This window comes from Paenirhizobium selenitireducens ATCC BAA-1503, from assembly GCF_000518785.1.
GTDB lineage: Bacteria > Pseudomonadota > Alphaproteobacteria > Rhizobiales > Rhizobiaceae > Allorhizobium > Allorhizobium selenitireducens.
The window spans coordinates 38,768-60,391 of sequence record NZ_JAEG01000006.1 but is presented as its reverse complement, the minus strand read 5'-3'; the positions used below and the strand labels follow the sequence as shown (position 1 = coordinate 60,391).

Below are 21,624 nucleotides of genomic sequence, written 5' to 3'. Positions count from 1 at the left end.
GCTGCCATCACATGCCCTTCAGCCGCTCGACGGCCATCAGCACGCGCTCGGGCGTTGCGGGGGCGTAGAGGTGGGGGCAGTGGCGGTAGTCGGCGACCGAGGCGACGGCCATGGACAGGGCTTCGAGCACGGAGATCGCCAGCATCAGCGGCGGCTCGCCGACGGCCTTGGAGCGGCCGATGGTCGGTTCGGCGTTCTCCGACCATTCGGCCAGCCGCGTGTTGAAGATTTTTGGCCGGTCGGAGGCGAGCGGGATCTTGTAGGTTGACGGCGCGTGGGTGCGAAGCCTTCCCTTGCCGTCCCACCACAGTTCTTCGGTCGTCAGCCAGCCCATGCCCTGGACGAAGCCACCCTCGATCTGGCCGATGTCGATCGCCGGATTGAGCGACTTGCCGACGTCGTGCAGGATGTCGGTGCGGTCCATCAGATATTCGCCGGTCAGCGTGTCGATCGACACTTCCGAGCACGCCGCGCCATAGGCGAAATAGTAGAACGGCGTGCCGCGCCCGGCGGCGCGGTCCCAGTGAATCTTCGGCGTCTTGTAGAAGCCGGCGGCGGAGAGCTGGACCCGGGCGAAATAGGCCTGTCGGACAAAGTCGGGGAAGGGGATTTCCTTCGATCCGATGCGCACGCGGTTCGGCAGAAACTCGACTTCGTCGGGCGGAACCTCAAAATGCTCGACGGCGAAGGCGACGAGCCGTTCCTTGATCTGGCGGGCGGCATCATAGGCGGCCATGCCGTTGAGATCGGTGCCGGAGGAGGCGGCGGTCGCCGAGGTGTTCGGCACCTTGCCCGTCGTCGTCGCGGTGATCTTGACGCGCTCGACATCGACCTGGAAGCACTCGGCGATGACCTGGGCGACCTTGGTGTAGAGGCCCTGGCCCATTTCGGTGCCGCCGTGATTGAGGTGGATCGAGCCGTCCTGGTAGACGTGCACGAGGGCGCCCGCCTGGTTAAAGGCGGTCATGGTAAACGAGATGCCGAATTTGACCGGAGTGAGTGCGATGCCCTTCTTGATGACCGGGCTCGTCCTGTTGAATTCGATGATCGCCCGGCGCCGTGCCTGATAGTCACAGGAGGTCTCCAGTTCCTCGACCACCCGGGCAATCACATTGTCCTCGATCGTCTGGTGATAGGGCGTGACATTGCGACCGGAGCCGACGTCTCCGTAAAAATTCGCCTTGCGGATCTCGAGCGGGTCGCGGCTGAGCGCGTAGGCGATCTCCTCGATGATGCGCTCGCCGCCCAGCATGCCCTGCGGGCCGCCGAAGCCGCGAAACGCGGTGTTGGAAACCGTATGGGTCTTCAGCGGCTGCGAGGTCAGCTTCACATGCGGGTAGAAATAGCTCGAATCGGCATGAAAGAGGGCGCGGTCGGTGACCGGCCCGGAGAGATCGGCCGAATAGCCGCAGCGCGCGGCGAAGTTGGCGGTCAGCGCATGGATGCGGCCGTCGCCGTTGAAGGCGACGTCGAAGTCCATGCGGAAGTCGTGGCGCTTGCCGGTCAGCGCCATGTCCTCGTCGCGGTCGGGGCGGAATTTGACGGCGCGGTTGAGCTTCTTGGCGGCGAGGGCGGCCAGGGCGGCAAACTGGTTGCCCTGGGTTTCCTTGCCGCCGAAGCCGCCACCCATGCGCCGCACGTTGACGGTGATCGCATGGCTCGGAATGTCGAGCACATGGCCGACGATATGCTGGATCTCGGAGGGGTGCTGGGTCGAGGACCAGACAGCGACTTCATCGTCCTCGCCGGGAATGGCGAGCGCGATGTGGCTTTCGAGATAGAAATGCTCCTGGCCGCCGATCCGCATCGAGCCCTTGAGACGATGCTCGGCCTTGTCGAGTTCGGCCTCCGGCTCGCCGCGCTTCAGCACCATGCCCGGGGTGACCAGCGGCGCGTCGTTGGCAAGGGCTGCGTCGACGTCGGTCCAGAAGGGCAGGTCGCGGTATTCGATCTTTGCCAGGCGCGCGGCGCGGCGGGCGGCGTCGCGGGTTTCGGCGATCACGGCAAAGATCGGCTGGCCGTGGAACTCGACCTTGTCTTCGGCCAGCAGCGGCTCGTCATGGCGCCCGCCCGACGAGACGTCGTTGACGCCGGGCACGTCCTTGGCAGTCAAGACGCGGACGACGCCGGGATAGGCCTTCACCTCGGACAGATCGACCGACAGGATCTCGGCATGCGCCCGGTCGGACATGCCGAGCGCCCCGTGCAGGAGGCCCGCGGGTTCGGGAATATCGTCGATATATTCGGCACTTCCGGCGACATGCTTGTGCGCCGAATCATGCTTGAGCGACTGGTGCATCGGGCCGTTGATCAGCTTGTAGGTCTCGTGGGTCGGCTTATGCATGGGGAAGGCCTCCGTGCGGGGCTACCCCCCTCTGCCCTGCCGGGCATCTCCCCCTCAAGGGGGGAGATCGGCGCGGGGCTGGTGTCTCGACAGTCGCCGGCCGTCCGGAAATTGTTTTATGGGTTTCAGCGACTGGTGCGCGAGTTCTTGTCAACGCAGCTCCGATATTCCCGGCGAAGTCGGCTCCGAGGGCGGCGGCCCATCTCCCCCCTTGAGGGGGAGATGTCGGCGTAGCCGACAGAGGGGGGTGACCCTGCAACATCACGCCTCCTCCTCTGCAAACCGCTTCAGCTCCTGCGGTGCGCCGGTCGTTTCGAGGAAGAAGCGGGTCAGAAGGTTCTTGGCGGTCAGCTGGCGATACTCCGCCGTGGCGCGCCAGTCGGTGAGCGGTTTGTAATCCGTGTCGAAGGCATCGCGGGCGCCCGTGATCGTCGCTTCGTCCCACGGCTTGCCGAACAGGGCGGCTTCTACCGCGCGGGCGCGCTTTGGCGTTGCGGCCATGCCGCCGAAGGCGATGCGGATGTGGGAAACCGTGCCGTCTTCGGCGAGCGTCAGGTGGAAGGCGCCGCAAAGCGCGGAAATGTCCTCGTCGCGGCGCTTGGAGATCTTGTGCACGGCATAGTGGCTGCCGGCCTCGGTGCGCGGCACGCGGATGCTCTCGACGAACTCGCCCGGGCGGCGGTCCTGCTTGCCGTAGTCGATGAAGTAGTCCTCGAGCGGTAGTTCGCGGCTGCCCGACACCGAGCGCAGCCGGACCGATGCGCCAAGCGCGATCAGCGCCGGCGGCGTGTCGCCGATCGGCGAGCCGTTGGCGATATTGCCGCCGATTGTGCCCATGTTGCGCACCTGCTGGCCGCCGATGCGCTCGATCAGCCGGCCGAGCGCCGGGATCTCGGCCTTGAGCGTCTCGAAGGCCCGGGAATAGCTGACACCGGCGCCGATGGTGATGGCGCGGTCGTCGGTGGCGATCGTCTGCAGGTCAGTCAGATGGTTGATGAAGATCACCGGGTTGAGATCGCGCATCTGCTTGGTGACCCACAGCCCGACATCGGTCGCGCCGGCGACGATGGTGGCCTCGGGCTCTTCGGCCAGCAGGTCGGCGAGCGCTGCGACCGAACCCGGGACGATCAGCCGGCGATCGCCCTTGACGACGGTGATCGTGTCGCTGCCCTGCAGGGTCCACAGCCGGGCCATGATATTGGTACGCTCGCGCTCCAGCGGGTCGAACAGCGCGCTCGGGCGGGTGCGCGCGACCTGCTCGGCCGCCTTGACGATCGGCTCGTAGCCGGTGCAGCGACAGAGATTGCCCTGCAGCGCGCGCTCGATCTCGGCGCGGTTCGGCTTGTCGTTGGAGAGCCACAGGCCATAGAGCGACATGACGAAGCCCGGCGTGCAGAAGCCGCATTGCGAGCCGTGACAGTCGACCATGGCCTGCTGCACCGGATGCAGCATGCCGTTCTCGGCGGCCAGATGCTCGACGGTCACCACATGGGTGCCGTTCAGCGAGCCTAAGAAGCGGATGCAGGCATTGACCGTCTCATAGGCGAGGCGCCCGCCGTCGAGCCGTCCGACCAGAACGGTGCAGGCGCCGCAGTCGCCTTCGGCGCAGCCTTCCTTGGTGCCGGTCAGCCGGCGTTTCAGCCTGAGGAAGTCGAGCAGCGTCTCCGTCGGCTCGAAGTCGGATACGGCGACGTCCTCGCCGTTCAGGATGAAACGGATGCAATCACTCATGCTTTGTCTTCTCGCTGGCCCATCGGCCGATGTTATTGCGCGGTCCAGCCGCCGTCTATCGAGATATGCGTGCCGGTGATCTGTCTGGCCGCGTCGCTGGCGAGGAAGATCGCCACCGCCGCCACTTCCTCCACGGCGACGAATTCCTTGGTCGGCTGGAATTTCAGCATCACGTCGGATTTCACCTCAGCTTCGGAAATGCCGCGTGCCCTGGCCGTGTCGGGGATCTGCTTTTCGACGAGCGGGGTCAGCACATATCCGGGGCAGATGGCGTTCACCGTCACGCCGAATTCGGCCAGTTCCAGCGCCACGCTCTTGGTCAGACCCATGATGCCGTGCTTGGCGGCGACATAGGCCGACTTGAAGGGCGAGGCGATCAGGCCATGCGCCGAGGCGACATTGATGATGCGGCCGGCCTTCTTTTCCTTCATCGCCGGAACGGCAAGCCGAATGGTATGGAAGGAACTGGACAGATTGATGGCGATGATCTGGTCCCATTTCTCGGTCGGAAAATCCTCGACCGCCGATACGTGCTGGATGCCGGCATTGTTGACCAGCACGTCCACCGTGCCGAATTCGTGCGCGGCAGTCGCCATCAGGTCGGCGATCTCGGTCGGCTTCGACATATCGGCGCCATGATAGATCGCGCGACCGCCGGTCACTTCCAGGCTCTGGCGGATCGCCTCGATCTCGGCCGCATCGCCAAAGCCGTTGATGACGACATTGTCGCCATGGGCGGCAAAGGCCCGGGCGATGGCCAGGCCGATGCCGCTGGTCGATCCGGTGACGACGACGGTTCTGTTCATGCAAGACTTCTCCCGTTCAGGTCGGCGTTCTGTTGCGCCGCAATAGACAGGAAAGGTTATGCCCGAATCGCGCGGGCTGGCAATTGCGTTTTTAAATGGGGCGGTCGCATTCCTGCGCTGGTGCTCTGCGTCGAACAGTGCGTCTTCGCCGGCGGCATTGGCCCGGACCGCTGTCGGCGCTATCTGTACCGTCTGTTCAAGGAGACGCACTCAGATGGAACTCGGGCTTTACACTTTCGCGGATGTCGATCCGAACGCGGTCAACAAGGGTGCGGAGGCGAAGCGCCGTCTCGACGATCTGCTCGAGGAAATTCAGCTCGCCGATGAGGTGGGGCTCGATGTCTTCGGTCTCGGCGAGCATCACCGCCCCGACTACATGGCGTCGTCCCCCGCGACCATCCTCGCCGCCGCCGCGGTGAAGACGAAGAACATCCGGCTGTCGAGCGCCGTGACCGTGCTCTCCTCGGACGATCCGGTGCGGGTCTTCCAGCAATATGCGACAGTCGATCTGCTGTCGAACGGCCGGGTCGAGATCATGGCCGGGCGCGGTTCGTTCATCGAGAGCTTTCCGCTGTTCGGCTACGATCTCGAGGATTACGATCTGCTGTTTGCCGAAAAGCTGCAATTGCTGATGGAGATCCGCGAGAACGAGGTGGTCAGCTGGGAAGGCGAGACCCGCAAGCCGATTGCTGGGCGCGGCGTCTATCCGCGGCCGCTGCAGGATCCGCTGCCGCTGTGGATCGCCATCGGCGGCACGCCGCAGTCGGCGGCCCGCGCCGGCTATCTCGGCCTGCCGCTGGCGCTCGCCATCATCGGCGGCGAGCCGCACCGCTTCGCCCCGCTGTTCGACCTCTATCGCGAGAGCGGCGCCAAGGCCGGTGTCGATCCGAAGGCGCTGAAGACCTCGATCAACGTGCACGGCTTCATCCACGATACGAACGAGAGCGCCGCCGACATTTTTTACGAACCGCAGGCGGTCGTGATGAACCGCATCGGCCGCGAGCGCGGCTGGGGACCGACCAACCGGGCGCATTTCGATGCATCGCGGGGGCCGCGCGGCGCGCTGTTCGTCGGCGATCCGGAAACCGTGGCGGAAAAGATCGTCGCCAACCACAAGATCTTCGGCAACGACCGCTTCCTGCTGCAGATGGCGATCGGCCCGATGCCGCATCGCGACATCATGCGCGGCATCGAGCTCTACGGCACAAAAGTCGCGCCGCTGGTCAGAAAGGCGTTGACCCCGTCGGAAGCGGGGGCGTAAGCACCCGCCATCCCAAAATGACAAAGAGCGGGTCTCAGGCCCGGAAGACGCACGATGATTGTTTCCAGCGAAGACGAGCTCAACGGCCTCAAAGACATCGGCCGAATCTGTGCCACGGCGGTGAAGACCATGGCGGCGGCGCTGGAGCCGGGGATCACCACCCGTGAGCTCGACCAGATCGGCCGCAAGGTGCTGGAGGATGCGGGCGCGCAGTCGGCGCCGGAATTTTGCTACGAGTTTCCCGGCGCCACCTGCATCAGCGTCAATGAGGAGGTCGCCCACGGCATTCCCGGCGACCGCAAGATCCTGGCCGGCGATCTGGTCAATATTGACGTATCGGGGGTGAAGAACGGCTTGTTCGGCGATACCGGCTCGTCCTTCATCGTGCCGCCGGCCAAGCCGAAGATCGAAAAGCTCTTGCGCGACGGCAAGCGGGCGCTGTGGGTCGGCCTCAACCAGGTGCGCACCGGCCAGCCCATGGTCAATATCGGCAATGCCATCGGCACCTTCGCCCGGAAGAACCGCTACACGCTGATCCAGAATCTGGCGAGCCACGGCATCGGCCATTCGCTGCACGAGGAGCCGAAGGAACTCTCCACCTGGCCGGACCCGGACGAAACGCGGATCATGGAGGAGGGGCTGGTCTTCACCATCGAACCCTTCCTGTCGCTCGGCGGCATGTGGGCCGAGGACGGCGACGATCCCTGGACGCTCTACAGCGACCCGAAGGCGCCGACCGTGCAATTCGAGCACACCATCGTCGTCACCAAGAACGGCCCGATCGTCCTGACGCTCGCCGACTGACGGCAAGAGGCGCCTCCAGAATTTGACCTCCGCCCTGTTCAGGGGTAATTTGTATTACAAATGGAGGTGAAAAGCGATGTCTATCAAGCGAGAGCTGTCCGATCCGATCACCATTCGCCTGCCGCTGGACGTGCTATCGGAGATCGAGGACGTGGCACGGACCTGCGAGCGAAGCCGTAGCTGGGTGATCGTGCGGGCGCTGAAATCCTATCTTGCCGGCGAGGGGCGGGAAGTCCTCGATCTGGCAAGGGCGCGCCAGGCGGTCGATGCCGGCGACGTCCACGATCTGGATGAGGTGATTGAAGAGGTGGAGGCGATCACCAAGGGAGCCGCCGCTTGAAAGTGCTGCTCTCTGCAGATGCCAGGAACTACCTCGTATCCGAGGCGCGATATCTCCAGGGCCGCAGTCCGCAGGCGGCGCGGCAATTCACCGACAGTCTCAAGCAACTCAAGGAGCACTTGTCGCACTTTCCCCACAGGGAAGGCGGTCGGACGACATACCGGTGCCCGGTGTTCTTCGCTTCGTGATGGGTGCCTATCTGGTCGACTACGAAATCCGATCCAGCGTCGTCGTCATTCCTCGCCATTCGCCATGGCCAGCAACGGCCGCCCGGCACGTCGATCGAGGACGACTTCGATTTCGAAGCGCCCTGACGGCAGAGCGCCTGCCGTCCGATTTCAGACGGAGAAGGCGACGGCGACGCCCTTTTTCTTGAAGTAGGACTGCATGATCTTGCGGCCCTGGCGGTTGGACTGGGCGAGCTTGGCCGTCTCGAACACCGCTTCCTTGACGCCTTCGCGGGCCATGGCCGCCTTCAGCGCCGCGATGTGGCTGTCGATGTCCTCGTTGTCGTTGTTGATCGAGGTGTAGATGTTGTCAATGGCTTGGCTGAGGGTCAGGTCGCTCATGGGGCACTCCTTGGATTCGTTGTCCCTCCACTAGCGATTTTTGCGGCCGGGGCAAGCCGGGGATTGTGAACCGGCATCGGGCGATGCCCCGCCGGGCAGGGCAATCCATCGCTTGCCGTTGCATAGGCGATCAGTATTTGTGGTTTGTGGGCGGCTTCCTGCAGTGCAATAAACGCGCGCATGACGACAGCCTCGACCGACCGCCGCCATCTCGTGTCCACCGCCCTTGCAGGGGCGCTCGCCATGGCGGCCGCCATGGGGTTCGGACGCTTTTCCTTCACGCCGATCCTGCCCGGCATGATTTCCGATCTCGGGCTCTCCTCGACCGAGGCCGGGATCGTCGCGGCCGCCAATTTCACCGGCTATCTCGCCGGCGCGGTGGCCGGTGCCTATGGCTGGGCGGCCGGGCGCGAGCGGCTGATCGGGCTTTCGGCGCTGCTGGCGACCGCCGTCCTTCTCGCCGGCATGGGGCTCACCCATTCGGTCGCCGCCTTCGTCGTGCTGCGATTCCTGTCCGGCGTCGCCAGCGCACTCGCCATGATCTTCATCACCTCGATCGTGCTGGGACACGCCGCGCGCGTCGGCAGCGAGGCAGTGCAGTCGGCGCATTTTTCCGGCGTCGGGCTTGGCATCGCCGCCTCGTCGCTGATGGTCATGCTGGTCGGGCTTTCCGGTTTCGGCTGGCGGGCCGACTGGCTGGTGGGTGCAGCGATCGCGTTTGGCATCTTCGTCGTCGTCGCCCGGCTCCTGCCGCGCTCCCCCTTCCATGCCTCGCAGATCCCGCGTGAGCCGCCGATCGCCTGGAGCCCGGCCGTGGTGCTCACGACGCTGTCCTACGGCCTGTTCGGCTTCGGCTATGTGGTGACGGCGACCTTCATCGTCACCATGGCGCGCATGGGCAATGCCGGTCCGGCGGTGGAATTCCTCACCTGGTTCGTCACCGGACTTGCGGCCGCAGCCTCGCTGTTTGCCTGGCGGCCGGTGATGCTGCGGATCGGGCTCGGCGGCGCCTATCTCGCCGGCCTGCTGATCGAGGCTATCGGGGTGCTCGCCTCCGTCGCGCTGCCGCAGCCGGTAGCACCGCTCGTCGGCGGGGCGCTGCTCGGGGCCACTTTCATGATCATCACGGCCTATGGCCTCAGGCTCGGACGGGCGCTTTCGCCAGAAAGCCAGCGCCGGGCGCTCGCCTTCATGACGGCCGCCTTCGGCATTGGCCAGATCCTCGGGCCGCTGGTCGCAGGCTGGCTGGCCGAGCGCACCGGCAGCTTTTCGGCGCCGAGCCTGGTGGCGGCACTGGTGCTTCTGGCCTCGGCCGGACTGGTGCTACCGGTGCTGCGGCGGCTGCCCTGAATTGACAGGGGTGTTGCAAGGCGACGCGAAACTGTGAATTGGCGGCGGCCAAATCCGTCACAATCGGTTGATGCCATTGCTGGCCACTTTTTTCTGCCCTAGTTTCGCGCCAAAGACGGCCGTGGTCGAAAATTCGTCAGGATGCGGTAGCTGCCGACCTGACCGGACGCGCCCCACATAAAACAGGCTTCTCCTGCCAAGAAAGTTGCCCCGGTGTTCCATTCATTCTTCCCTCGCCCAAAACTGTTTTTTACTTCGGCCGTTGTTTGGACTGCCATCTGTATTCTGGTGTGGTACGGCGTTGGCCCTGAATTGGGTGCTGCCCTCGGCATGCCCCCGCTCGCCGAAGGTGAAAAGCCGCCTCTTGGTCTTGCCTTCTTCGTTACGCCCGACAATCTCTGGTTCTATCTCTATTTCACCATCTTCGTCGTCATTTTTGGCATCGTGTGGAAGTTGATTGATCGGGATCATCCTTGGTCGAACTGGTCGATCTGGGGCTCTGCCTTCATCATCTTCATCGCCTATTTTGTGGTTCAGATATCGGTGGCGCTCAACAATTGGCGCGGACCATTCTTCGACCTTTTCCAGCGTGCGCTGGAAAAGCAGCCCGGCATTACCGCTGGGCAGTTCTACGAGCTTCAACTGCGCTTCCTTGAGATCGGCATGGTTTCTGTGGCGATGAATGTGATCATCGCATTTTTCACCAGTCACTACGTGTTTCGTTGGCGCACGGCGATGAACGACTTCTATCTTTCGAAGTGGAATAAGTTGCGCCATATCGAAGGGGCGTCACAGCGTATCCAGGAAGACACGATGCGCTTTGCCTCGATTGTCGAAGGATTGGGTGTCGTTCTCATCAACTCGGTGATGACGCTCGTCGTTTTCCTGCCGATCCTGTTCCAGCTTTCCGGCCACGTAACGGAACTACCGATACTCGGCGCCATACCGCATTCGCTGTTTTGGCTCGCCCTTATCTGGTCGGTATTTGGCACGGTGCTTCTGGCCTTGGTCGGCATCAAGCTGCCGGGCCTCCAGTTTCGCAACCAGCGGGTTGAGGCAGCGTTTCGTAAGGAACTCGTCTATGGTGAGGACTATGCGGATCGCGCCAGGCCGCTGACCATGGCGGAACTGTTTGCCAATGTGCGCAAGAACTATTTCCGCATGTATTGGCATTACACCTATTTCAATGTGGCCCGTTACACCTTCGGGCAGCTGGATGCGATCATTCTGACCTTCATGCTAATTCCCACCATCGTGGCTGCAAAGATCACCATGGGGATTTGGCAACAGATCGCCACCGCATTCGGCCAGGTCAGTGACAGCTTCCAGTATCTCGTCAGTTCCTGGTCGACCATCATCGAGCTCCTGTCGATCCGCAAGCGCCTTGTCGCCTTCGAAGCCGCGATCGACAATGAGCCGCTGCCGGAGATCGACCAGGAATATCTGGCGGAGCAGGGCGAGGTGCTCGTCCGCGACTGAGTCGACTGCAAAGAAAAACCATGCGCCTTCAGCCGCGCCGGAGCGATCCGGCGCGGTTTCGCATTGGGGAGGAGGGCAGGCGGGGTGGATATTGGGGATTGGTATCAGGCTTTCCGCCTGCCCCGATCGCGCCGGCTGCCTTCGGGTCCTGCGGGGATCATCGTTGTTTCCGCCAAAACCCTGCCTTTGCGACCGTCATCGGCACCGAGCCTCGAAGAGGTGGAGAAGCCGGTTCGCGACCCGGTGCCCCGTCCGATGACCCTTGCAGGATAGGCCAACTCGCGGCGAGCGGGGAAAACCGCGGCGGCGGTTTTTGCGCATGTGGCTGATTGCACGCGTCAATTTCTGACGGGGGCGAAAAAGTCTTCCCCGTATCCGTTTCAGGAGCGGGGGCTTGCCGGCTGCTTCGCCAGGAGGTCGATCGCCTCGGAATAGCTGACGCAGGCGACGTCGGCGCGGTGGCAGACGTCGGTGACCAGCCGCTCCATCGCCCGCCAGTAGGCGCCGCCGTTCATCTCGACGAAATGGAAGCCGAGCTGCAGCGGGATGCGCCCGCCGGCATATTGCGCCTCGAAGGCCGCCTTGAAGGCGGTATAGGTGCGGGCCTCGAACTCGCCGGAGCGCGAAGGATTGTCCATGCCGGCGGAATGGCGGACGAAGAGATTGTAGTCCATGCCGATGATCCGGCGGTTCTGCGGGCCTTCGGGAATGAGCGGCAGGCCGAAGCGGACGAGCGATCCGTCCTCGTCCGGCAGCATCGCCCCCTTGGTGACGAGGCTTGCATCATAGGCGAAGCCGAATGCCTTCTCCGCCGCGACCAGGCTGTCGGGGGCCGAAAGATAGGGGGCGCGGAAGCCGCGAATGCCGGTGCGGGCAAAGGCTGCCCAGCCTTCCGGTTCCTTGTCGGCAAGACCATTCGCCTTCCAGGCGTCGGCGACGACGTCGCGGAAGGTTTCGAATTCCGAGAGCCAGTCGGCCTTGCTCCAGTCCTTGCCGTCGAAATGGCCGCAGGCATGGTTGGCGATCTCGTGGCCCTCCTGGCGGGCACTCCAGATGTGGTCGAGGCGGACGGCGACATCCTCAACCGTCGGGGCAAAGCCGATGTTCGACCGGCCGGCCTTCTTGCCCGGCGCCTTGTAGCCCTTGGCCTCGGCGCGCGGGATCAGCGTGGTGCAGGAGAGGAAGTAGGTGAAATGGGCGCCTGAGCGGCGTGCGATGTCGCGGCTCTTTTCCCACAGCACATTGTCGTGCGCGCCATCGAAGGAGATCAGCAGCAGCTGTTTCGGCCGGGCTGGCTCCGCCACGGCCTGCGGCTCGGCCAGAACCGGCGGAGCGAGGAGGAGGGCGAGACAAAGGGCGGCAAGGGAACGCGACATGGAAAAACCTGGAAAAAAGCAAGGCGGTTTTCTGTCAGGCAAATGCGGCGAAGCTTTGAACAGGGTGGAATTTCCGGTTCGGGACCTTTATGCCTTGGAGACGAAAGTTCAATTGGGGTCCAAACCATGACAATCCTGATCCTCGGGATCATTCTCTTTATCGGCACGCACATGATCCGCGTCGTTGCGCCCGGTTTCCGTACGGCCATGGTGCAAAAGCTCGGCGAGAACGGCTGGAAGGGCGTGCATGGCCTAGCCAGCATTCTGGCACTCGTCGTCCTGATCTACGGCTGGCGGCAGGCCCCGGTCGTCGATCTGTGGTTTCCGCCGAAGGGCATGACGCATCTGACGCTGACGCTGATGCTGTTTGCCGTGATCTGTCTGGTCGCCGGAATGCTGCCGGCCGGCCATATCGCGACGAAGGCCAAGCATCCGATGGTGTTGTCGGTGAAGATCTGGGCGCTGGCGCATCTTCTCTCCAATGGCGACCTTCGCTCGGTGCTGCTGTTCGGCTCCTTCCTCGCCTGGGGCGTGATCGCCCGCATCTCGCTCAAACGCCGCCAGCGTGCCGGCGAAGTGACCCTTCGTCCGTTCGTCTCGGCCAAGTGGGACCTCGCGGCCGTGGTCGTCGGCGTGCTGGTCTGGGGGCTGTTCATCTGGAAGCTGCATGCGCTTCTGTTCGGCGTCGCGCCGCTTCCCATGTGAGGCATCGCGCCTGCCAACCGGCCTTCCTGCCGTTTTCCGCTTACAAGTGCGGAAAAATCGGTTAGAAGGCCGCTCACGCATCACATTGCATCGAAAGGCCGGCCGGTCCGGAAGCATTCATGGTTGACAACAACGACAGCTTTATCCGCGAAGTCAATGAGGAGCTTCGCTCCGACCAGTTCCGCAACGCCTGGAAAACCTACGGCCGTATGGTCATCGCCGTCGCCGTGCTGATCGTTGTCGGCACAGCCGGCTATCGCGGCTATGAATACTGGCACGAAAGCCAGTCGTCGGATGCCGGCGACAAGTTTCTGGCGGCGCTGACGCTGGCCAACGAAGGCAAGGCGGACGAGGCGAAGGCTGCGCTCGCAGCGCTCGAGAAGGATGGCTACGGTGCCTATGCGGTGCTGGCGCGCATGCGTTCGGCCACCGTCGATGCCGAAAAGGGCGATCCGACCGCCGCGATCGTCGCCTTCTCGGCGATCGGCAAAGACAACTCCGTTCCGGCCGTCATCCGCGACGTCGCCCGCATGCGGGCTGCCTGGCTGCTGATCGACAACGGCACGTATGAGCAGGTTTCGGCCGAGGTCGAAGCCATGGCGACGCCGCGCGACGCAATGCGCCACTCGGCGCGCGAGGCGCTGGGTCTGGCCGCCTATAAGGCCGGCGACATGACCAAGGCGCGCGAATGGTTCGAACAGATCGTCGAGGATGCCGAGGCGCCGCGCAATGTCGCCAGCCGCGCCCAGATCCTGCTCGACAACATCACGGCTTCCGGCAAGGCGCCGTAAGCCAGCACGGCGGAAACGCCAGAAGGACACGATCAGTCATGAGCTTTACCGTCGCCATCGTCGGGCGTCCGAACGTCGGCAAGTCCACCTTGTTCAACCGCCTGGTGGGCAAGAAGCTTGCGCTCGTCGACGATACGCCGGGTGTCACCCGCGACCGTCGCCCGGGCGACGCCAAGCTGATCGACCTCCGCTTCACCATCATCGACACGGCCGGCCTCGAAGAGACCGGGCCGGACACGCTCGAGGGCCGCATGCGCGCCCAGACCGAGATGGCGATCGACGATGCCGACCTGACGCTGTTCGTCGTCGATGCCAAGGCGGGGCTGACCCCGCTCGACAAGACCTTCGGCGAACTCCTGCGCCGCAGCGGCAAGCCGGTCGTGCTGGTCGCCAACAAGTCGGAAGCCAAGGGCTCCGACGGCGGCTTCTACGATGCCTTCACGCTGGGCCTCGGCGAGCCCGTGCCGATCTCTGCCGAGCACGGCCAGGGCATGATCGACCTGCGCGACGCGATCGTCTCGGCGATCGGCGAGGAGCGCGCGTTTCCGGAAGAGATCGACGAGGCGGAGACGGACGTGCGGGTCTCGGCTGACGAAGTCGGCGGCGAAGCGGGCGAGGATATCGAGCCGGAATATGACGAGACCAAGCCGCTGCGCGTGGCGATCGTCGGGCGTCCGAATGCCGGCAAGTCGACGCTGATCAACCGCTTCCTCGGCGAGGACCGGCTTTTGACCGGGCCCGAGGCCGGCATTACCCGCGACAGCATTTCGGTCGAGTGGGACTGGCGCGGCCGCACCATCAAGATGTTCGACACGGCCGGCATGCGCCGCAAGGCCCGCGTGCAGGAGAAGCTGGAAAAGCTCTCCGTCGCCGATGCGCTGCGCGCCATCCGCTTTGCCGAGATCGTCGTCATTGTCTTCGATGCCACCATTCCGTTCGAAAAGCAGGATCTGCAGATCGTCGATCTGGTGCTGCGCGAAGGTCGCGCCGCGGTGATTGCCTTCAACAAATGGGACCTTGTCGAGGACACGCAGGCGGTGCTGGCCGAACTGCGCGAAAAGACCGACCGGCTGCTGCCGCAGGCGCGCGGCATCCGTGCCGTGCCGATGGCGGGGCAGACGGGTTATGGCCTGGACAAGCTGATGCAGGCGATCATCGAAACCGACCGCATCTGGAACAAGCGCATTTCGACCGCCAAGCTCAACCGCTGGCTCGAACATACCCAGGTCCAGCATCCGCCACCGGCCGTGTCGGGCCGACGCATCAAGCTGAAGTACATGACTCAGGTGAAGGCCCGCCCGCCGGCCTTCATGATCTCCTGCACGCGCGCCGATGCGCTGCCGGAGAGCTATGTGCGCTATCTGACGAACGGCCTGCGGGTCGATTTCCAGATGCCGGGCGTGCCGATCCGCATTCACTTCAAGGCGGCGGAAAATCCGTTCGAAAACCGCAAGAAGAAGCGCTGACCTCCAAGGGTTGCGCCATCAGGCATCCGCGGGGCGGACAGGCTGGCGCCGCGACAGGCGCCGCCGCTTGGCTTGCGTCTTCGCCTCGATCACATTGTCGAGGAACTGCTTCGTCGCGGCCTGCCAGGTATAGCCCTCGGCCAGGTGCCGGGCCTCCTCGCGTGATCGCTCCAGCGCGGCGAGACAGGCCTTGCGCAGGTCTTCGTCAAGCGCGCCAGCGCCGCTCCCTTCCGGGATGATGTCGGCGGGGCCGGTGACCGGATAGGCGGCGACCGGAACGCCGGAGCCGAGTGCCTCCAGAATGGTGTTGCCGAAGGTGTCGGTCTTCGACGGGAAGACGAAGACATCCGCCTGCGCATAGGCGCTGGCCAGTTCCTCTCCGAATTTTACGCCGGTGAACAGCACGCCCGGATAGCGGGCCTGAAGCTCGGCGCGAGCCGGGCCGTCGCCGACCACGACCTTGGAGCCCGGCAGGTCGAGATCGAGGAAGGCGGGCAGGTTCTTCTCCACAGCGACCCGGCCGACCGTCATGAAGATCGGGCGGGGTAGCCCGAAGGGCGTCTCGGTCTGCGGGCGGGGATGGAAAAGCGCAAGGTCGATGCCGCGGCTCCACAGGCAGAGATTGGCGATGCCCTTGGCCGCCAGTTCGCGTCTCAGGCTTTCGGTCGCCACCATGCAGGCGCCGCCGCGATTGTGGAACCAGCGCACATAGGCATAGAGCCAGGAGAGCGGAACGGGCACGCGGGTGCGGACATATTCGGGAAAGCGGGTGTGGTAGCTGGTCGAGAACGGCATGTGCTTCTTCAGGCACCAGCGCCGCGCCATCAGGCCAAGCGGGCCTTCCGTGGCGATGTGCATGAAGTCGGGTCTTTCCGCCTCGATCCGGCGGGCGATCTGGCCGTAGGTGGCGAGCGACAGGCGGATCTCCGGATAGGTCGGCATGGGAATGCTGCGAAACGGCCTCGGCGTGATCATTACCACGTCGTAGCCCATGGCCGCCAGTTCGCGGTTGGTCGTCTCGATCGAGCGGACGACGCCGTTCACCTGCGGGTGCCAGGCATCGGTGACGATCATGATCTTGGGCATGGGCGGTCGCTGTTCTCTCGGTGGCGGCCCGGCGGCGCATGGGCCGGTCGTCCGCGTCGCGTCCCGGCTCGGACACCCGCCTCGAGCGGGAGGCTTCCTCGGGACTCAAGGGTTTCTCCATCGTTCAGGGCCGTTATGGGCGGGCAATGTTACAACTGCATGTCAGGTCCATGACGCAGGCCAAGGCGGGTCGCCGGGGAAGGTGGCTGCATCTCTTGGCCGCTGTGCGATTTCGGCACTCGCCTAAGGCGCGCCATGGCCTATATTCGCAGCCACACCCACCGTTTCACCATCCCCTCGAGGAGCGCGCATGACGAAGAGCCCGGCCAAGGCCAAGCCCCAGAAGAGCAATGCCGACTGGTGGCGCGGCGCCGTCATCTACCAGGTCTATCCGCGCTCCTTCCAGGACACCGACGGCGACGGGATCGGTGACCTCAAGGGTGTGACGGAGCGGCTGCCCTACATCGCCTCGCTCGGCGTCGACGCCATCTGGCTTTCGCCCTTCTTCACCTCGCCGATGGCGGACATGGGCTATGACGTCTCCGATTATTGTGACGTCGACCCGATGTTCGGCACGCTCGCCGATTTCGACGCGATGATGGCCAAGGCCCATGACCTGGGCCTCAAGGTGATCATCGACCAGGTCCTGTCGCATACATCCGACCAGCATCCGTGGTTCAAGGAAAGCCGCACGAGCCGCGACAATCCAAAGGCCGACTGGTTCGTCTGGGCCGCCGCCAAGCCGGACGGCACGGCGCCGAACAACTGGCTCTCGGTCTTCGGCGGTCCCGCCTGGGAGTGGGACGGGGTGCGCAAGCAGTACTACATGCACAATTTCCTCGCCTCGCAGCCGGACCTCAACTTCCACAATCGCGAGGTTCAGGAGGCGCTGCTGGATGCGGTGAGGTTCTGGTTGGAGCGCGGCGTTGACGGTTTCCGCCTCGATACGGTGAACTACTATTTCCACGACAAGGAACTGCGCGACAATCCGGCTCACATGCCCGACAGCGAGGAGGCCGGGCTCGACGCGCCGGACGTCAACCCCTACGGCATGCAGAGCCATCTCTACGACAAGACCCAGCCGGAGAACATCGGCTTCCTCAAGCGGTTCCGCACGCTGCTCGACCAGTATGACGGCCGCACCTCGGTCGGCGAAGTGGGCGACGGGGCGCGGTCGCTGAGAACGGTCGCGGCCTATACCGCCGGCGGCGACAAGCTGCACATGTGCTACACCTTCGATCTCTTAGGCCCCGATTTCACCCCGAACCATATTCGCCATTGCGTTGACGCCTTCCATAAGTCGGTCGCCGACGGCTGGGTGTGTTGGGCCTTTTCCAACCACGATGTCCATCGCCATGTCAGCCGATTTGCCCAGAATGCCGACGAACGGGAGGCGGTGGCGAAGCTTGCCATCAGCGTGCTGTCGACGCTGCGCGGCTCGATCTGCCTTTACCAGGGCGAGGAACTGGGACTGCCGGAGGCGGAACTCGCCTTCGAGGACCTGACCGACCCCTATGGCATCCGCTTCTGGCCGGCCTTCAAGGGGCGCGACGGATGCCGCACGCCGATGCCCTGGGTTTCGACCACGGACCATGCCGGCTTCACCACGGCGGCCAAGCCCTGGCTGCGGGTTCCGGCCGAGCATGCGGCGCTTGCGGTCGACACGCAGGACGGCAAGGAGGGCTCGGTGCTGGAGCACTACCGGCAGACGCTCGCCTTCCGCAAGGCGCATGCAGCGCTTACCGACGGCGACATGGAATTCCTCGACCTCGACGAGGATGTGCTCGCCTTCACCCGCAAGAAGGGCGAGGACCGGCTGCTCTTCGTCTTCAACCTGAGGGGTGGTCCGCAGGAGGTGAAGCTGCCGCAGCGCATCGCGATCAAGGAACTGGTCGGCATGCCCGGCTTGTCCGGCAGCCTGGTCGACGGCGTGGTGCTGGTCGAGGCCCAGGACGGATTTTGCGCGCGGATATGAAGGGAGGGTGTGTCGATGGAGGTCAGACGTGCGACGGCTACGGATCGTGCCGGCTGGATTGATCTTCGGCAGCAGCTCTGGCCGGAGGAGACCGGGCAGGGGCATGCCGCGGAGGTCGATGAGGCTCTCGCCAGTTCCGACACGCTGGCCGCCTTCGTCGCCGTCGACGAGGCGGGTGCCGTGACCGGATTTCTCGAAGCCGCCATGCGTTTCGACTATGTCAATGGCTGCGAGGGATCGCCGGTCGCCTTCCTCGAAGGGATCTACGTCGCGCCCGCCTTCCGAAAGCAAGGCGTGGCGCGGGCGCTGATCGCGGCCTTTGAAGACTGGGCACGGGCGAAAGGCGTCAAGGAGATGGCCTCCGATGCGGAGATCGACAACCGGGTCTCGCACGCGATGCATCAGGCGCTCGGCTTTGCCGAGACCGAGCGCGTCGTCTACTTCCGCAAGCCGGTGGCCTGAGCCCGCTTGATCTCAAAGCCCCTCGTCGGGGATGTTGAGGATGTGGCCGCAGGCCTTGCAGTGAACGGCATCCGCATCGTGCCGCTGCAGCCCGCATTCCGGGCAGGGGAAGGACACCTTGTAGGGCCGGACGATCGCCTGGGCGAGGCGGACGAAGAGCGAGATGCCGATGATAATGGTGACGATCGAGGTGAGCTTGCCAAACGTGCCGGGCAGGGTGATGTCGCCAAATCCGGTGGTCGTGACGGTGGCCACGGTGAAATAGAAGGCATCGATGAAACCGGTCCCGGCATCCTCGCGGTAGAAGAAGAAGGTGTAGACGAAACCCGTCACCAGGAAGAGGAAGACGAACAGGTTGATGAAGGCGGTGACGACGTCGACCTGTTCGCGCAGGCCGAGGCGCCGCAGCATCAGCTTGAAGACCGGCCGCTGCGCCACCGCCCAGATGCGGGCGACGCGCAGGAAACCGAAATTGAACAGCCATTGCGGGAACGTGAGCGTGCAGAGGACGAAGAGATCGACCCAGACGATCGGCTTTGCAAACATGCGCCGGGTCGAGGACGAAATCGTCCACTGGGCAAACAGCTCGGCCGCGATCCAGAAGGCGATCAGATAGTCGATGATCAGATAGCTCGGCCGGTCGCGCAGGTAGGGACCGGCGAGGAAAAAGCCGATGATGGCGAGGTCGATGACCATCAGCGCGAACTGGAACCGGATGGCGGCGGCATCCTCACCGAAATAGAGGCGAGCGAGGCGCTGGCGGAGGGGGGATGGAGTGTGTATCGCTTCAGCCTTCACGGTCGTTCGGCGGCGCTATTCTGCTGCGAGAGGCTGGCGTCTGGTCTGGTCTGGTCTCCGCGACCGGCCAGAAGACCTTCGATGGATATGTCTTCGTCCAACTCGTCCCAATGCAGTCCCATCGGGCTTATCTCAACCGCGAGCCGTTCTTGTGGCGTTGCGTTGAGCAGACGGGGAAACCAGGCCAAAGGCACCCCGACCGTGCGGCCGTCATCCAGTGCCACCCACATCGTCTGATCGTCGAACGTTACTTCAGTCGCCGAAATGTTCATGCCAGGCTCTTTCGATGGTTGCCCTGTTGTTCGCAACGTGGCCCATGATAATCCGAAGTGTTCGGCGGTCAAAGCCTTTGCTCGCAGAGAGCCGCACCGATGGCTCGATCCATATCTTTGCTTCTGATCCCGAGTCTCGTACGTGGACATGCATCTGCTCGCGCGGATCCCCTTCGTTCGAGTAGAAGAAGAACTTCAGGCTTCCGATCCGAAGGATGACAGGCATGGACGCTCCTCACCCGATCAGGCAGAACTTGTCGACGTCGACCATGCCCTTGTCGGAGATCTTCAGGTGCGGGATGACGGGCAGGGGCAGGAAGGCGACCTGGAGGAAGGGTTCCTGGAGTGTTGTGCCGAGCGCATAGGCCGCCTTGCGCAGGTCGTGCAGCGTGTCGCGCACCACCTCGAAGGGTTCGAGGCTCATCAGGCCCGCGACGGGCAGGGCGATCTCGCCGGTGACCTTGCCGTCCTCAACGACGACGAAGCCGCCGTTGATCTCGCCCAGGCGATTGGCGGCGAGCGCCATGTCGTCCTCGGAGACGCCGACCACGCAGATATTGTGGCTGTCATGGCCGACGGTCGAGGCAATCGCGCCCTTCTTCAGGCCAAAGCCCTGGACGAAGCCATTGGCATGGTTGCCGTTCTTGCCGTGGCGCTCGATGACGGCGACCTTGATGATGTCGCGGTCGAGGTCGACGGTGGTCTGGTTGCCGTTGGAGGGCAGGCGGAAGCGGCGGTATTCGGTGATGATCTTGCCGGGCAGCACGCCCATGACCGGCGTTTCGCCCTCGGTGACCGGCACGCCGAAATCGGCGGCCTTGACGATGCGCGCCTTCACGCTGTCGAGGCCGACGGGGGCGACCGCCTCGCGGGTGGCGAACAGGGCGTCGGTAACGCGGCGGCCGGCGGCAAAGACCATCTGCGCCTTGCAGCTCTCGAGGCTGTCGACGACGACGAGGTCGGCGCGCCAGCCGGGAGCGACGAGGCCCCGGTCGCGCAGGCCGAAGGCGCGGGCCGCCGAGATCGAGGCGGCGCGGTAGACGGCGAGCGGATCGACGCCATGGGCGATCGCGGTGCGGATCATGTAGTCGAGATGGCCCTCTTCTGCGATGTCGAGCGGGTTGCGGTCGTCGGTGCAGAGTGCCAGGAAGGGGGAGAGTCGTTCGGTGAGGATCGGCATCAGGGCGTGCAGGTCCTTCGACACCGAGCCTTCGCGCACCAGGATGTGCATGCCCTTGCGGATCTTCTCCATGGCTTCCGGCACATTGGTGCATTCGTGGTCGGTACGGATGCGGGCGGAGAGATAGCCGTTGAGGTCGCGGCCGGACAGAAGCGGCGAGTGGCCGTCGATATGGCCGTCCTGGAAGGCCTCGAGCTTGGCCATGCAGATCGGATCCTTGTGGATCACGCCGGGAAAATTCATGAACTCGGCAAGCCCGATCACCTTGGGATGGTGGCGGAAAGGCAGGAGCGCCTCGATCGGCAGATCGGCGCCGGAGGTTTCCAGATGGGTGGCCGGCACGCAGGAGGAGAGCTGGACGCGGATGTCCATGATAGTGCGTTCGGAACTCTCCAGGAAGAACCGGATGCCTTCGGCGCCGAGCACATTGGCGATCTCATGCGGGTCGCAGATCACGGTGGTGACGCCATAGGGCAGGACGCAGCGGTCGAATTCATGCGGCGTGACCAGCGAGCTTTCGATGTGCAGATGGGTGTCGATGAAGCCCGGCACGACGATCCTGCCGGAAATGTCGATCTCCTCGCGGCCCTCATAGCTTTCGCCGGTGCCGACGATGGTGTCGCCGCAGATGGCGATGTCGGAGGGGACGATCTCGCCGGTGACCAGATCGAAGTAGCGGCCGTTCTTCAGCACGATGTCGGCGGGGGTACGGCCGGTGCCCTGGTCGATGCGGTTTTCCAAGGTGCTCATGCGCTGAATACTCCGATTTCGGTTGAGCAGGAGTGTAGCTGGCAGGGACGGTGCGGGGGAAGGGGAGACAGAGCACGTC

At 64.1% G+C, this 21,624-nt stretch carries 20 protein-coding genes; 10 read left to right on the top strand and 10 right to left on the bottom strand.

Translation table 11 applies throughout. The annotated features are described in order from the left end of the window. Positions 1 to 7: 7 nt before the first annotated feature. The 3 genes from xdhB to L867_RS0107640 all read right to left on the bottom strand — a co-directional run bounded on the left by xdhB (position 8) and on the right by L867_RS0107640 (position 4,881). On the bottom strand, positions 8 to 2,344 hold the full coding sequence (gene xdhB / locus L867_RS0107650; RefSeq protein WP_028736325.1) for a xanthine dehydrogenase molybdopterin binding subunit: 2,337 nt from the start codon (positions 2,342 to 2,344) through the stop codon (positions 8 to 10). Between the two features lie 261 nt (positions 2,345 to 2,605). Continuing rightward, entirely contained in the window at positions 2,606 to 4,075 is a 1,470-nt protein-coding gene (xdhA, locus tag L867_RS0107645; RefSeq protein ID WP_028736324.1) for a xanthine dehydrogenase small subunit, read from the bottom strand. Between the two features lie 32 nt (positions 4,076 to 4,107). Next, the gene (locus L867_RS0107640) at positions 4,108 to 4,881 is read right to left on the bottom strand and encodes a 3-hydroxybutyrate dehydrogenase (protein WP_028736323.1); all 774 of its coding nucleotides are present in this window, start codon (positions 4,879 to 4,881) and stop codon (positions 4,108 to 4,110) included. A gap of 214 nt (positions 4,882 to 5,095) precedes the next feature. Between L867_RS0107640 and L867_RS0107635 the strand changes: the two genes are divergently transcribed. The 3 genes from L867_RS0107635 to L867_RS0107625 all read left to right on the top strand — a co-directional run bounded on the left by L867_RS0107635 (position 5,096) and on the right by L867_RS0107625 (position 7,286). Further along, complete coding sequence (locus L867_RS0107635) at positions 5,096 to 6,142, top strand: LLM class flavin-dependent oxidoreductase (RefSeq protein ID WP_028736322.1); 1,047 nt, start codon at positions 5,096 to 5,098, stop codon at positions 6,140 to 6,142. 54 nt (positions 6,143 to 6,196) lie between these two features. After that, complete coding sequence (gene map, locus L867_RS0107630; RefSeq protein WP_028736321.1) at positions 6,197 to 6,946, top strand: type I methionyl aminopeptidase; 750 nt, start codon at positions 6,197 to 6,199, stop codon at positions 6,944 to 6,946. Positions 6,947 to 7,022: 76 nt separating this feature from the next. After that, complete coding sequence (locus tag L867_RS0107625) at positions 7,023 to 7,286, top strand: CopG family ribbon-helix-helix protein (RefSeq protein ID WP_051438874.1); 264 nt, start codon at positions 7,023 to 7,025, stop codon at positions 7,284 to 7,286. A 338-nt stretch (positions 7,287 to 7,624) separates the two neighbouring features. Here L867_RS0107625 and L867_RS0107615 read toward each other — a convergent pair whose 3' ends face one another. Continuing rightward, a complete protein-coding gene (locus L867_RS0107615; RefSeq protein ID WP_028736318.1) occupies positions 7,625 to 7,855 on the bottom strand; it encodes a hypothetical protein in 231 nt (76 codons plus the stop codon). 180 nt (positions 7,856 to 8,035) lie between these two features. Between L867_RS0107615 and L867_RS0107610 the strand changes: the two genes are divergently transcribed. Continuing rightward, positions 8,036 to 9,205 carry a YbfB/YjiJ family MFS transporter gene (locus tag L867_RS0107610; protein WP_028736317.1) on the top strand — a complete coding sequence of 390 codons (1,170 nt, stop codon included), beginning with the start codon at positions 8,036 to 8,038 and terminating at the stop codon, positions 9,203 to 9,205. 213 nt (positions 9,206 to 9,418) lie between these two features. Next, positions 9,419 to 10,684 carry a peptide antibiotic transporter SbmA gene (gene sbmA / locus L867_RS0107605; protein ID WP_028736316.1) on the top strand — a complete coding sequence of 422 codons (1,266 nt, stop codon included), beginning with the start codon at positions 9,419 to 9,421 and terminating at the stop codon, positions 10,682 to 10,684. Between the two features lie 380 nt (positions 10,685 to 11,064). Here the strand turns inward: sbmA and L867_RS0107600 are convergent, their stop codons facing one another. Continuing rightward, complete coding sequence (locus tag L867_RS0107600; RefSeq protein WP_028736315.1) at positions 11,065 to 12,060, bottom strand: polysaccharide deacetylase family protein; 996 nt, start codon at positions 12,058 to 12,060, stop codon at positions 11,065 to 11,067. Positions 12,061 to 12,186: 126 nt separating this feature from the next. Here L867_RS0107600 and L867_RS0107595 point away from each other — a divergent pair, with 126 nt between their 5' ends. The 3 genes from L867_RS0107595 (at position 12,187) to der (ending at position 15,022) form a co-directional block, all read left to right on the top strand. After that, positions 12,187 to 12,765: an NnrU family protein gene (locus tag L867_RS0107595; protein WP_028736314.1), complete on the top strand. Its 579-nt coding sequence runs from the start codon at positions 12,187 to 12,189 to the stop codon at positions 12,763 to 12,765. 119 nt (positions 12,766 to 12,884) lie between these two features. Continuing rightward, entirely contained in the window at positions 12,885 to 13,556 is a 672-nt protein-coding gene (locus tag L867_RS0107590; protein ID WP_028736313.1) for a tetratricopeptide repeat protein, read from the top strand. A gap of 38 nt (positions 13,557 to 13,594) precedes the next feature. Beyond that, the gene (der, locus tag L867_RS0107585) at positions 13,595 to 15,022 is read left to right on the top strand and encodes a ribosome biogenesis GTPase Der (protein ID WP_028736312.1); all 1,428 of its coding nucleotides are present in this window, start codon (positions 13,595 to 13,597) and stop codon (positions 15,020 to 15,022) included. Positions 15,023 to 15,040: 18 nt separating this feature from the next. Here the strand turns inward: der and L867_RS0107580 are convergent, their stop codons facing one another. After that, positions 15,041 to 16,108, bottom strand: coding sequence for a glycosyltransferase family 4 protein (locus tag L867_RS0107580; RefSeq protein ID WP_028736311.1), 1,068 nt, complete (start codon positions 16,106 to 16,108; stop codon positions 15,041 to 15,043). Positions 16,109 to 16,418: 310 nt separating this feature from the next. Between L867_RS0107580 and bglA the strand changes: the two genes are divergently transcribed. Further along, positions 16,419 to 18,083: a beta-galactosidase BglA gene (bglA, locus tag L867_RS0107575; protein WP_028736310.1), complete on the top strand. Its 1,665-nt coding sequence runs from the start codon at positions 16,419 to 16,421 to the stop codon at positions 18,081 to 18,083. Positions 18,084 to 18,098: 15 nt separating this feature from the next. Further along, positions 18,099 to 18,545, top strand: coding sequence for an aminoglycoside 6'-N-acetyltransferase (gene aac(6'), locus L867_RS0107570; RefSeq protein WP_028736309.1), 447 nt, complete (start codon positions 18,099 to 18,101; stop codon positions 18,543 to 18,545). Between the two features lie 12 nt (positions 18,546 to 18,557). On the opposite strand, the gene L867_RS0107565 is transcribed toward aac(6'), so the two are convergent. The 4 genes from L867_RS0107565 to ade are packed head-to-tail and all read right to left on the bottom strand — an operon-like array spanning position 18,558 to position 21,545. Continuing rightward, positions 18,558 to 19,343, bottom strand: coding sequence for a potassium channel family protein (locus L867_RS0107565; RefSeq protein WP_028736308.1), 786 nt, complete (start codon positions 19,341 to 19,343; stop codon positions 18,558 to 18,560). After that, on the bottom strand, positions 19,340 to 19,615 hold the full coding sequence (locus tag L867_RS0107560; protein WP_028736307.1) for a DUF2442 domain-containing protein: 276 nt from the start codon (positions 19,613 to 19,615) through the stop codon (positions 19,340 to 19,342). The genes L867_RS0107565 and L867_RS0107560 overlap by 4 nt, the downstream gene beginning before the upstream one ends. Then, a complete protein-coding gene (locus L867_RS0107555) occupies positions 19,596 to 19,841 on the bottom strand; it encodes a DUF4160 domain-containing protein (protein ID WP_028736306.1) in 246 nt (81 codons plus the stop codon). Before L867_RS0107555 ends, L867_RS0107560 begins: the two co-directional genes overlap by 20 nt. 9 nt (positions 19,842 to 19,850) lie before the next feature. Next, positions 19,851 to 21,545 (bottom strand): adenine deaminase, encoded by a 1,695-nt coding sequence (gene ade / locus L867_RS0107550; RefSeq protein WP_028736305.1) that lies wholly within the window; start codon positions 21,543 to 21,545, stop codon positions 19,851 to 19,853. Between the last annotated feature and the right edge of the window lie 79 nt (positions 21,546 to 21,624).